We start from the raw sequence: 12,676 nt of genomic DNA, 5'->3' as shown, positions 1-12,676 counted from the left end.
TTACCATTAAAAACAAATATATATTCCAATGAAAAATTTAAACCTACTGATCAGACCAATGGTGATGGGTCTGGTCATACTGACAGCCGGATGTAAAGGATTTGTGGAGATTGATCCCCCTGTCGACCAGATTGTGAGTGAGACTGTATTTACAAGTGATGATATGGCTTCTTCTGCCATAAGGGGCATATATGCGCGGATGATGACCGCAAATGGTTTCGCAAGCGGTTATGTTAGCAGTGTAACTTTATTGGCCGGGAAATCATCAGATGAATTTATAAACTACAATACCTCCAGTATGATGGACGTCCAGTTTGCAAGCAATAATTTATTGCCGGATAATGGTATTTTACGGACCGGATTATGGCAGGAGCCTTATAAGTACATTTATTATGCAAATGCTGTATTGGAGAACCTGCAAAAGTCTGACCTGGTTTCTGCGGACATGAAAAGCCAGCTTGAAGGCGAAGCTTTGTTTATCCGTGCATTTTGCCATTTTTATCTGAGTAACCTTTTTGGTGAGGTGCCTGTTATTTTAACCACGGATTACAGAGTCAATGCCATTGCCCGGGCAAGTTCCAAAACAGAGATCTATACCTGTATGGTTAAAGACCTGTTGAAGTCTAAAGCATTATTGCCCGAGAGTTACCCGGCTGCTGAAAGAACAAGGCCGAACAAATGGGCGGCGACAGCCCTGCTGGCCAGGGTCTATTTATACCAGGAAGACTGGGTAAATGCAGAAAAGCAAGCTACCGAGGTGATCCAAAAAACAAATCTGTACAAAATACAGTCCGACCTGAACCAGGCATTTCTAAAGAATAGTGAAGAAGCGATCTTACAGTTTGCTGCACCAGCCAGTACCGGGGTAAATACCAGAGAGGGCCAGCTTTTTATTTTAACTGCTGCGCCGGGTGCCAGTACCGCTGTAATATTGAGCAGCAATTTAACCAGTTCCTTTGATCCGAATGACCAGCGTGCACAAAAATGGATCGGAACCTTTACCAATGCAGCTGGCAGCTGGAAATATGCATTCAAATACAAGGTTAAAACAGGAGCTACTGTGGTAACGGAATATTCGATGGTACTGCGCTTAGCCGAACAATACCTCATCAGGGCCGAAGCCCGTATTAACCAGGGTAATGTGGAAACTGGAGTCCAGGACCTGAATGTTTTGCGCAAACGTGCCAGGCCCCTTCCCGGTGTTGCAGGCCCTAATCCACTGCCTGATATTTTGCCGACATTAAGTCAGACCGATGCGCTGCTTGCAGTAGAAAAGGAAAGAAAATATGAGCTGTTTGCTGAATGGGGGCACCGCTGGTTAGACCTGAAAAGGACCCATAAGGCTGAGTCGGTAATGGGCGCATTAAGAGGGAGTAACTGGCAAAGTACAGATGTATTTTATCCTATCCCAAAAACGGAACTGGCAAACAACCCAAACCTGGTGCAAAACAAGGGATACCAGTAAATAACAGGAACGTCTTATTCTATCATATAAAATATCATGAGATTTAAACTTTTGATCCTCCTGGCAGTAGGTATACTGGCCGGAGGCAATGCTTTTACACAAAATACAGCGGTTACGATCGGGACAAAAATTCCGGGGCATACCTTAACCAGGCTGATCAATTTCCCGCGGCCGAGCGTTGGATTGACAGATTTTAAGGGTAAGATCCTGATTCTGGATTTCTGGAACCGTGGCTGTACCTCTTGTATTGACTCCTGGCCAAAACTGATGAAGTTGCAGGAAAAATTTAAGGATAACATCCAGATTCTGCTGATAAATGACCTGGATGATGAGGCTACGATACGGGCATTGATCAAAAGGTGGTCAAAGACCTTCGAGATGCAGATGACACTGCCTACTGTTTATCAGGATAAAGTGGTAAATGCCATGTTTCCTCACCAAAGTGTCCCACATTTGGTATGGATTGATCAGGTTGGGACAGTTAAATATATTTCTATGGCCCAGTTTCTGAACCATGAGACCATTGAAAATATGATCCTGGGAAAAGAAATGGATATCCGTCAAAAAAACGATGTTCAGGTACCCGTAAAATGGAGCAGGCCCTTGTTTATAAATGGCAATGGGGGGCCGGAAGAAGATGTCTTAAGCCGTACGGTAATCAGGAATAACATATTGAACCAGATGGGGGTTTTCATGGCAGGAAAAGTTAAAGACGCCAATGCATCCTATGCCGTAATCAGTAATACCACAGTGGTGGATATGTTCAGGATGCTTTATGGGAAGGGGGTCGACAGGATTGGGAACCAGCTGCGTGTACCCTATAGCCAGGTTATATTAAAGGCAGCAGATACAACCAAACTGGTAAACAAAGTAAATGATGCGGTGAGGCCTGAAAATTTTTATACCATACAGTTTACTGCCGAAAAGGTTTTCTCAACAGAGAAATTAAAAGACATTCTGAAAAGCGACCTGCAACGGTATTTTGAATTAAAAGTTAGCCGGGAAAAAGTAAAGAAAACATGCCTGGTTGTTTCCAGATCGGAATTCCCTGTTACTGCGTATAAAGAGGGTACACAGGTTTTAAACACCAATGATGGCATGTTGAAACTAAATGCAGTTACCTTGCAGGAGCTGTTAAATGCACTCATTGGGAGAATTGGCTATTATAGCGGGCTTTCTTATCCCATTGTAAATGAATCGGGATTTACAGATAAACTGGGAAATATTGAAATTGACACAAACATCCAGGACTGGAAAAAATTAAGTTATGCTTTAAGTAAACATGGTTTTATCTTTTCATTACAGGAAAGGGAAATTGAAGCCCTGGTGATCAGTGACGATCAGTGATTTGAACAATTTGATTTAAATAAAAACCCTGGTTCCGGAATAATTATCTCTGAACTGCTTTGGAGTTGTATTCTTTTTCCTTTTAAAAATGCGGTTGAAGTTGGATATATTATTGAAGCCACAGCTATAGGCTATTTCCGATATTGTAGTGGTGGTATCTATAAGTAATCTGCTGGCATGGCCTAACCTGATTTCATTCAGACTATCGATAAATGTCTTTCCGGTTCTCTTTTTGATAAAGCGGCTAAATGATACATCAGGCATGTTGGTGATTTTGGCTACATCAGCTAAAGTAATCTGCTTACTGTAGTTGGCATTTAGGTATTCAAATACCTTTTCGATCCTTCTACTATTGTAACTGGAATGCTGGTTGATAAAAGCCGCATCAGATAGAGTCACCATATTTCTGGAAATGGACAAATCGTGCAGAATCGATAGCAGTTCGAGAACCGAATCGAAGCCGTTTTTCTGGCATAGATCGAGTATTCTCGGTTTAATGGCTTTAATGGTCTCAGTAGAAAAGGCAATGCCTTTTTTTGATCTTTCGAAGAGGTTTCGGATAAAGCTCAACTGATTTCTTCTCAAGATCGTTTCGTCCAGAAAATCCTTGTGAAACTGAATGGTGACTTCAATAATCTCCGAAGATTTACATTCATGTGTAAACCACGCATGACTGAGATTGGGGCCTACAAATACAAGTTCTAGGTCATCTATGAGGTGAATATGGTTGCCGACAATCCTTTTTGCATTTTTTGCATTGAGAATCAGGTTAAGCTCGTACTCTTCATGATAGTGCAGAGGGAAGTCAAATTGCTTTTTACGTCTTGAAAACAAGGTAAAGCAATCACTTTGCGTCAAAGGGGTAATTTCTCGCTGAATATTCATAAGAGAACTGGAGTAGTTTGGTATTTGTAAATTAAAAATAAATTATTATCAAGACAAGTCATTAAGCACAGACTTGTCTTTTTGTATCATAATTTGTTAAAAAAGTATTGATAGATATGTAATTCGTTGGGCTACATTTGAATTGTTGTTGCCAAAACAATACGATCTATAAATAGTATGAGCGAAAAAATAACATTAAAAGAGAAAATCGGATATGGGTTCGGTGATTTTGCATCATCCATGTTCTGGAAAATATTTTCTGTTTACCTACTTTATTATTATACGGATGTATTTGGTATTTCGGCAGCCGTTGTTGGTACGATGTTCCTGATTACCAGGATCTGGGACACCGCTCTTGATCCTATTGTCGGTATTGTTGCCGATATGACGAATTCAAGGTGGGGGAAGTTCAGACCTTATCTTTTGTGGATGGCCATTCCTTTTGGAATCATCGGCGTACTGACATTTGTAGCGCCCGATCTGGATGTGAGTGGCAAGATTATTTATGCATATCTTACCTATACTTTAATGATGATGGTATATTCTGCTATCAATGTACCTTATGCCTCACTAATGGGCGTAATGACCTCAAATGTTAAGGACCGTACCACTTTATCCACGTTCAGGTTTATTTTTGCTTTTGCAGGGAGTATTCTTGTACTGGCAACAGCAGAGCCCCTGGTGGGCTGGTTTGGTAAAGCAGGAACAGTTGAAGATGTCCAAAAAGGCTGGTCGCTAACCATGATCCTGTATGCTGTTATAGCTGTTGTTTTGTTTTATCTGACTTTTGCCTGGACACGGGAAAGGATTTACCCCCCAAAAGAACAGAAAACCTCCCTAAAAACAGATTTAAAAAATCTGGCAACAAACAAACCATGGTTTGTATTGTTAGGTGCCGGGGTTTCTACATTGATATTCAATTCGTTACGTGATGGGTCGGCTATTTATTATTTTAAGTATTATTTCAAGGCCCAGGAAGCCTTTCAGCTACCTTTGATAAATGCGCCGATTAATTACAGTACCCTTTACCTGGTATTGGGTCAGGCGGCCAATATTGTTGGTGTCGTATTGGCCAAGCCGGTATCTGACAAAATAGGCAAGAAGAATACCTTTTTCTTTGCAATGCTGGTTGCCGCCATCCTGAGCTGTATATTTTATGCCTTTAAAGAAACTGATCTCTTTTTGATCTTCTTTTTTCAGTTTTTGATAAGTATCTGCGCCGGAAGTATTTTTCCGTTATTGTGGTCTATGTATGCAGATATTGCCGATTATTCTGAATGGAAAACCGGCCGCAGGGCAACAGGACTGATTTTCTCCTCCTCATCCATGTCCCAGAAGCTGGGCTGGACATTAGGTGGGGCGCTGACGGGCTGGTTGCTCGCCATCTATGGATTTGAAGCCAATGCTGCTCAGACCATCGAAACACAAACCGGCATAAGAACCATGCTAAGCTTCATTCCTGCAACCGGGGCATTACTGTCCGCCATATTTATCCTGTTTTACAAGTTAAGTGATTCCTTAATGGTTTCTGTAATTGACGCACTGGAGGAAGGAAGAACAAAGGAACAGCACATCAACATCGCGATACAAAACGAACGCATAGCCTAAAAGGTCAACTGCGAAGGTATAGATATAAATGTATTATATATAAAAAAGCATGACATCCATTTTTAAGAATCGTTTAGAGCAACTTCAGAAAGTACATCAGACACTTATCCACCAAAAGAATCAAATTGAAACCGGGGGGAATGGCATATTCGACCGGTATAGATATCCGGTATTAACGGCTGCACATATACCCTTAACCTGGAAGTACGACTTCGACGCGAAAGCTAATCCGTATTTTATGGAACGCATAGGATTCAATGCTGTTTTCAATGCCGGGGCAATAAAGTTCAATGGTAAGTTCATCCTGGTTGCCCGTGTAGAAGGGGCTGACAGAAAATCTTTTTTTGCCATAGCTGAAAGTGAAAATGGTATTGATGGCTTTGAATTTTGGAACGCTCCGATAGTTTTTGACACCGATGAGCATGCAGATACCAACGTTTATGATATGCGGCTTGTCAAGCACGAAGATGGATGGATATATGGTTTGTTCTGTACAGAGAAAAGAGATCCTTCAGCTCCGGAGTCCGATCAAACCTCGGCCCTGGCACAGTGTGGGATCATCAGGACAAAAGACCTCAAAAAATGGGATCGCTTACCGGATTTAAAAACGCCCTCGCCTCAACAGAGAAATGTTGTGCTGCATCCTGAATTTGTGGGGGGAAAGTATGCCTTTTATACCCGTCCGCAAGATAGTTTTATAGAGGCCGGAACAGGAGGTGGAATAGGCTTTGGACTGGCAGATAACATAGAAAATGCAACTATAACGCATGAAGCTATCTTTTATAAAAAAGAATACCATACTGTTTACGAGGCAAAAAATGGACAAGGGCCAGCTCCAATAAAGACAGACAAGGGCTGGTTGCATTTAGCCCATGGCGTAAGGAATACGGCGGCAGGGTTGCGATATGTGTTATATATGTTTATGACCGATTTAGATGATCTGACAAAAGTAATCTATAAACCAGGAGGTTATTTTATTGCCCCTGAAGGAGAAGAAAGAGTAGGGGATGTTTCTAATGTTACTTTTTGTAATGGCTGGATCGCAGATCAGGATGAAAAAATTTATATATATTACGCTTCATCTGATACCCGGATGCACGTTGCTACATCTACAGTTGAACAACTGATAGATTACGTAGTGAATACACCGGAAGACGGGTTAAGTTCCGCTAAATCTATAAAGAATATTGTTGGGTTAATAGATAAAAACAGTATACACAGCTTTTCTAAAATATGAGCGAAATTCTTATACAAGAGTTTGAAAAGGAACTGACCGGTATGCTGAACTACTGGGCTACATATACAGTAGACAAAGTGCATACAGGCTTTTATGGACAAGTTGATAATGACAATAATGCTATTGAAAAAGCAGATAAAGGTGTTGTGTTAAACTCCCGCATCCTTTGGTTTTTCTCTGCCGCCTATAATTACAAGAGCTGGCCCGAAAGTTTACATCTGGCCAGAAGAAGCTATGATTATATAAGAGACCACTTTGTGGACAAACAATTTGGAGGAGTATATTGGTCTGTAGATTTTCAGGGCAAACCAGCAGATACCAAAAAACAGATGTATGCACTAGCGTTTGCCCTGTATGGGATAACAGAGTTTTATAAGGCGAGCAAAGAGGAAGAGGCATTGGCCCTGGCTAAAATTCTTTATGCTGATATAGAGAAACATAGCTTCGACCCCATAAATAATGGATATGTTGAAGCTTTTTCCTGCCAGTGGTCAGAATTGACAGACCAACGTTTAAGTGATAAGGATGCCAACGAAAAAAAGACTATGAATACACACCTTCATGTTTTAGAGGCATATACCAGTCTTTACACTGTTTGGCCCGATGAGGGATTGGGCAGGCAGATCCGTAATTTGCTTGGTGTTTTTACAGATAAGATTATTGACAGAGATACCCATCATCTGATGCTTTTTTTTGACGAAAGCTGGCATTCAAAATCCCGGGCAATTTCTTTTGGACACGATATAGAGGCTTCCTGGCTTTTGCTGGAAGCAGCGGAATCTTTGGGAGATGAAAACATGATCTGGCAATTTAAAGATGTAGCAGTAAAGATGGCCATGGCATCTATTCAAGGGCTAGATGAAAATGGAGGGCTAAACTATGAGTTTGAACCATCCAATTGGAGCAGAGAAAAACATTGGTGGGTACAAGCCGAAGCCATGGTAGGTTTTTTTAATGCTTTTCAGCTTACGAAAGAACAGACCTACTACGATAAATTTTTAAAATGCTGGGAGTTTACAAAAGCGCACATTATCGATACACAAAAAGGAGAGTGGTTTTGGGGTGTAAATGAAGATCTTTCCCTGATGCCTGAACAATATAAAGTTGGTTTATGGAAGTGTCCCTATCATAATGGCAGGGCCTGCCTGGAGATGATACGCCGCCTTGGTGTCAATTTCGATTTTTCCTGATCATCATGACGAACCTGAAAAAGCAACTTTTACTTTTGATTTTATTGGGCATGAGCCAATTCTTAGCAGGACAAGAGCTTGCAAAAGACGTTTTTATGCTGCAGCGTAAAGACTGGCTAAAAAAAGCGGAGGCAAGCAAACCAAAACTTTTTGAGCAGGTTAAAAAGCCGGTTTCGATAGTTAAGATAGTGAAGGATGAACGTTCTTTCCAGGGTTGGAGGAGCGAAGGAAACCAGCCTGTATCCGAATTGTATAGCTCATCTTTCAAAAAGCAATCAGGGATTGTTGTTGATTTTAAAACACATCTCACAGGATATTTTATCATCACCATAAAAGCTATACATGGAACCCCAGACGCGCCGCTGCGTTTCAGGTTCACTTTCGGCGAAGTACCTTCTGAGCTTGTTACTCCGTTTGAGCAGTATAAGGGAGGTTTAAGCCGCGCCTGGTTGCAGGATGAAATCATAACTGTTATGGACGTTCCTGCCAGAGTAACGCTTCCACGCCGTGTTGCGTTTAGGTATCTTAAAATTGATTTGCTTGGGAGCTCGGCATTTTTTGATTTTGCAATTGCCGACATGGAGCTGAAGTCAACCACCTCTGTCAACGTACAGCCTGTTTCGCTTGCTGCAGGTACCAATTCAATGATTGCCCAAATTGATAGCGTTGGGCTTGCAACGCTTAAAGAATGTATGCAAACAGTGTACGAGGATGGTCCAAAGAGGGACAGGCGACTATGGATCGGAGATCTTTATCTGGAGGCACTGGCTAATAACCAATCTTTCAAAAAGCATGATTTAACCAAACGTTGTTTGTATCTGCTTGCTGGTTTAAGCAGGGACGATGGTTATCTGTATCCAAGCGTATTTGAAAATCCCGAGCCACATCCACAGGCAGGAATTTCCTTCCTTTTCGATTATGCATTGTTATATAATGTTGCGGTTAAGGACTATCTTGATGCTAGCGGTGACCGGGGTACGGCTTTAGATTTGTGGCCTGTAGTGAAGAAACAGGCCGAGAGTCCGCTAGTCCATTTAAAGCGCGATGGGATGTTCGATGATCGGCAGGCAATGAAAGACAACTGGTGGCTGTTTGTAGATTGGAACAAGGCGCTAGATCGCCAGGCCTCCATTCAGGGGATCGTTATATACTCCCTGGCACAGACATACGAGCTGGCAAGACGTTTAGGAAAGGAGCGCGAGGTTAGCCATTTGCCAGCTCTCATTGCCAGAATGACTGCCGCCGCCAGGAAAAACTTATTTAACAAACAAAGGAGGCTATTCGAAAGTGGGCCTAAAAAGCAAATTTCTTATGCTTCCCAGGCCTGGATGGTCATCAGTGGGGTAGCTTCTAAAAAGGAGGGCCAAAGCGCATTTGAGGCGTTGGCTGCAATAAAAGATGTGGTAAAACCGGGCGCAGCCTACCTTTATCATTATGTTGTTGAGGCGATGATAAAATCGGGGATGGGCAGGGAGGCAAAAGACTTAATTTTAGATTATTGGGGGGGAATGGTTAAAAAGGGTGCTGACACGTTTTGGGAAGTTTATGATCCTTCCGACGATTACCTATCTCCGTATGGTTTCTTTCCAATCAATAGTTATTGCCATGCCTGGAGTTGTACACCGGTATATTTCATTAGAAAATATCCCGAGATATTCCAAAAATAATATTGTTCAGCAGTTTTTGAGAAATAGGCTTTTGCACCATGATGAAATCAGGATACTATAAATTGCAATTAATAGCGCTAACTGATGTTTTTGTACTTAAAAACGTTAAAAATGTATTACAAATTAGCTAAAAGCTTACCTAAGTTTGGATGATCCCATAACATCTTAGAGAAAAGGTCTGCGCAAAACTCGAGCTCAGATTTGCCAATCTTTTCTGGCTTTATGGATTATTATATAACCAAGTATAACGATATGAAAAAAAAATTACACAGTTTTTTGGAGAATAGGTGTAAGCGAAGTTTACTGATACTCTTCATGCTTTGCTACACTATGGGCTATGCCCAAAACACCTCTGTTTCCGGGAGAATTATTGATGAAAAAGGGATGCCTTTGGTTGGTGTAAGCATAACTATAAAAGGCGTTAAGGGAGGTACATTAAGCAACAGTGAAGGAGACTTTTCCATAAATGTTCCTGATGAAAATACCATTATTGTTTTTTCTTTTATTGGAATGAAAACCCAGGAAATAGCTGTAAAGGGGCGTCATGTAATTAATGTTACGCTCGAGGAAGACGACAGCAGTCTGGACGGGATAGTGGTGGTCGGATATGGTACCCAGAGCAGAAGGGATATTACAGGATCCATCTCCTCTATAAAGGAAAAAACATTGAGAGAAGTTCCAGTAACCAATGCTGCGCAATTGGTAGAGGGCAGGGTTCCAGGGGCCTATGTAACCACGGGTGCCAACAAGCCAGGTACCACTCCAAACATTACCATTCGCGGTAACAGATCTTTCAGTGCTGGTAATGCTCCCTTGTTCGTGGTAGATGGTATGCCTTTAAATGATGGTATCAGCGACATCAACCCGAGCGATATTGTGTCGATGGAGGTGCTAAAAGATGCATCTGCAACAGCTATCTATGGTTCAAGAGGGGCCAATGGGGTAATTCTGGTAACCACTGCCAGAGGCAAGGCGGGAGAAACCAGTGTGAGGTACAATGCCTATTATGGCATTACAGACGTGGTGCGAAAGGCAGATGTATTTGAAGGAGAGGGTTTTGTAAAGTACATGAGAGATGCCGCAGCAGCTATCGGGAGAACAGATGAGACATTAATATTTAAAGATCCGATAGAACGGGAATCCATAGCCTTAGGGCGCTATACCAATTGGCAGGATTTACTGATTAAAAAAGGCCATACCCAAAACCACGAACTAGGGATGCTTGGGGGAACAGAAAATACAAAATACAACCTGTCACTGGGTTATTTTAATGATGAGGGTTATTTTGTTGGTCAGAATTATAGCCGCTATACCGCACGGGTTAATCTGGACCAAAACCTGGGTAAGCGCATAAAAACAGGCTTGTCGATTTTGACTTCATATGCTGTAAATAATGGAGCGGGTTATAACCCATATCTTAACTCTTTGATCAGTTCACCTTTGGGCGTGCCTTATGATAGTGACGGTAAATTTATACCCTATCCCATTAACGATCCCACAATGTTTAATCCACTGGCCTCTAAAGAGAAGGATAAGTTTATCAATATAGAAAAAGACACCAGGATTCTGGCCAGCCTGTTTGCTGAGGCAGAGTTATTACCAGGGCTTAAATACAGGATTAATTTTGGCCCGGATATCCGTACGGCAAGAGTGGGCAATTTTAACTCCACAAACATCCCCGTGGGGATATTACCAACGGCCAGTACCTCTGAAAATTATTGGTTCTCCTATACCCTGGACAACCAATTGACCTATGATAAAGTATTTAACAAAAAACATAAGCTTAATTTAACGGCTTTATACAGCATTCAGGAACGAAGAAATGAAAGTACCAATATCAGTGTAAGCGATTTGCCGGTGGAGACTGTAACCTATTTTAATCTGGGTTCTGCAGGTATTATTGGAGGAGTAGGCAGTGGTTACTCCAGATGGAATATCCTGTCTTATATGGGAAGGATCAACTATGGCTTTGACAATCGCTTTCTGGTAACGCTCACGGGAAGGGCTGATGGATCTTCAAGATTTGCACCAGGCAACAAATGGAGCTTTTTCCCATCGGCAGCAGTTGCCTATAACATTTCAGAGGAAAGTTTTTTGAAGAATGTCCCGTACCTGAGTAACCTTAAGCTAAGACTGAGCTATGGGCTGACCGGAAACCAGGGGATCAACTCTTATCAAACTTTAGCACTTTTAGGTAAAACAGCTTACGAATTTGATGGGAAAGCAGCTTTTGGTTATGCGCCCAATGGCATAGCCAACAAAGACCTTAAATGGGAAACCTCTGCTACGGCCAACATAGGTATAGATTTCGGATTTCTAAATCAACGAATTAGCGGAACTATAGAGGTATACCAGACCAAAACCACTGACTTATTGCTTCCTTTTGCACTGCCAGGATCTACAGGTTTTCAATCTGTAACCACAAATATAGGATCAACACAGAACAGGGGACTTGATTTTTCGTTGTCTACCCAAAACATCATGTCTGACGGCGGGTTTCAATGGAGCACAGACATTACAGCAGGTTACAATAAAGGAAAGATCCTTGAACTGTCTTTAGGTAAAGTAGATGATGTCGGCAGTGCGCGCTTCATAGGAAAACAGCTGAATGTGTATTATGACTACGAAAAGATAGGCATCTGGCAGAAGGGGGAAGAGACACTAGCCGCTCAGCAAGGATCCAAAGTAGGACAAATCAGGGTAAAAGATCAAAATGGAGATGGGAAAATCACACCTGATGACAGGGTAATCCTTGGTTCCCCTGATCCGACGTTTACATTTGGTTTTAACAATAACTTTTCATTTAAAGGATTTGATCTGTCAGTATTTGTAGTTGGGGTTCAGAACAAGAAGGTAACCAGTCCCCTTTATACCGTTCCTAACAATACCATTGCTTTTGGAGGCAGGTATAACCAGCTTGCAGTTGACTATTGGACGCCTACAAACCCAACTAATGCTTATCCGCAGCCCATTGCCGATCAAAATGTGAATTCGCTCCTCTTTGGAAGCTCCTTAAAGTATTTTGATGGTTCGTTTGTACGGATCAGGAATATCAATTTTGGCTATCTTGTGCCAGAGCGTGTCGCTTCAAAAATCCGGGCAAAATCGCTAAGATTTTATTTTAACATCACCAACCCTTTTGTTTTCTCTTCCTATGTAAGAAATTATGCAGGTATAGATCCTGAGATATTAGACAATCCGGCAACAGTGAATTATCAACTGGGATTAAATGTTAAATTCTAATTTGAAAAAATTCAATAAAATATAATGAATAATT

At 41.6% G+C, this 12,676-nt stretch carries 8 protein-coding genes; 7 read left to right on the top strand and 1 reads right to left on the bottom strand.

Annotated elements, in window-relative coordinates:
- The first annotated feature begins 28 nt into the window (after positions 1-28).
- Complete coding sequence (locus tag HDC92_RS16585; protein ID WP_183876143.1) at positions 29-1,465, top strand: RagB/SusD family nutrient uptake outer membrane protein; 1,437 nt, start codon at positions 29-31, stop codon at positions 1,463-1,465.
- A gap of 36 nt (positions 1,466-1,501) precedes the next feature.
- Complete coding sequence (locus HDC92_RS16580) at positions 1,502-2,812, top strand: TlpA family protein disulfide reductase (RefSeq protein WP_183876141.1); 1,311 nt, start codon at positions 1,502-1,504, stop codon at positions 2,810-2,812.
- Positions 2,813-2,827: 15 nt separating this feature from the next.
- Here the strand turns inward: HDC92_RS16580 and HDC92_RS16575 are convergent, their stop codons facing one another.
- Positions 2,828-3,697 carry an AraC family transcriptional regulator gene (locus tag HDC92_RS16575; protein ID WP_015809785.1) on the bottom strand — a complete coding sequence of 290 codons (870 nt, stop codon included), beginning with the start codon at positions 3,695-3,697 and terminating at the stop codon, positions 2,828-2,830.
- A 177-nt stretch (positions 3,698-3,874) separates the two neighbouring features.
- Here HDC92_RS16575 and HDC92_RS16570 point away from each other — a divergent pair, with 177 nt between their 5' ends.
- From HDC92_RS16570 to HDC92_RS16550, 5 genes are all read left to right on the top strand, one after another.
- Positions 3,875-5,305 (top strand): MFS transporter, encoded by a 1,431-nt coding sequence (locus HDC92_RS16570; protein WP_183876139.1) that lies wholly within the window; start codon positions 3,875-3,877, stop codon positions 5,303-5,305.
- Positions 5,306-5,354: 49 nt separating this feature from the next.
- Positions 5,355-6,542, top strand: coding sequence for a glycosidase (locus tag HDC92_RS16565; RefSeq protein WP_183876137.1), 1,188 nt, complete (start codon positions 5,355-5,357; stop codon positions 6,540-6,542).
- Positions 6,539-7,732 (top strand): AGE family epimerase/isomerase, encoded by a 1,194-nt coding sequence (locus tag HDC92_RS16560; RefSeq protein ID WP_183876135.1) that lies wholly within the window; start codon positions 6,539-6,541, stop codon positions 7,730-7,732. The genes HDC92_RS16565 and HDC92_RS16560 overlap by 4 nt, the downstream gene beginning before the upstream one ends.
- 50 nt (positions 7,733-7,782) lie before the next feature.
- Positions 7,783-9,399, top strand: coding sequence for a glycoside hydrolase (locus HDC92_RS16555; RefSeq protein ID WP_255484561.1), 1,617 nt, complete (start codon positions 7,783-7,785; stop codon positions 9,397-9,399).
- A 315-nt stretch (positions 9,400-9,714) separates the two neighbouring features.
- Positions 9,715-12,642 (top strand): SusC/RagA family TonB-linked outer membrane protein, encoded by a 2,928-nt coding sequence (locus tag HDC92_RS16550; RefSeq protein WP_183876130.1) that lies wholly within the window; start codon positions 9,715-9,717, stop codon positions 12,640-12,642.
- The last annotated feature ends 34 nt before the right edge of the window (positions 12,643-12,676 follow it).

It is taken from the genome of Pedobacter sp. AK017 (genome assembly GCF_014200825.1).
In the GTDB taxonomy this organism is placed as follows: domain Bacteria; phylum Bacteroidota; class Bacteroidia; order Sphingobacteriales; family Sphingobacteriaceae; genus Pedobacter; species Pedobacter heparinus.
This window is presented reverse-complemented; position numbering and strand designations above follow the sequence as displayed.

Coding starts and splice junctions, on each gene's coding strand:
- HDC92_RS16585 (WP_183876143.1), top strand. CDS start 29: ATGAAAAATTTAAACCTACTGATCAGACCAATGGTGATGGGTCTGGTC.
- HDC92_RS16580 (WP_183876141.1), top strand. CDS start 1,502: ATGAGATTTAAACTTTTGATCCTCCTGGCAGTAGGTATACTGGCCGGA.
- HDC92_RS16575 (WP_015809785.1), bottom strand. CDS start 3,697: ATGAATATTCAGCGAGAAATTACCCCTTTGACGCAAAGTGATTGCTTT.
- HDC92_RS16570 (WP_183876139.1), top strand. CDS start 3,875: ATGAGCGAAAAAATAACATTAAAAGAGAAAATCGGATATGGGTTCGGT.
- HDC92_RS16565 (WP_183876137.1), top strand. CDS start 5,355: ATGACATCCATTTTTAAGAATCGTTTAGAGCAACTTCAGAAAGTACAT.
- HDC92_RS16560 (WP_183876135.1), top strand. CDS start 6,539: ATGAGCGAAATTCTTATACAAGAGTTTGAAAAGGAACTGACCGGTATG.
- HDC92_RS16555 (WP_255484561.1), top strand. CDS start 7,783: ATGAGCCAATTCTTAGCAGGACAAGAGCTTGCAAAAGACGTTTTTATG.
- HDC92_RS16550 (WP_183876130.1), top strand. CDS start 9,715: ATGCTTTGCTACACTATGGGCTATGCCCAAAACACCTCTGTTTCCGGG.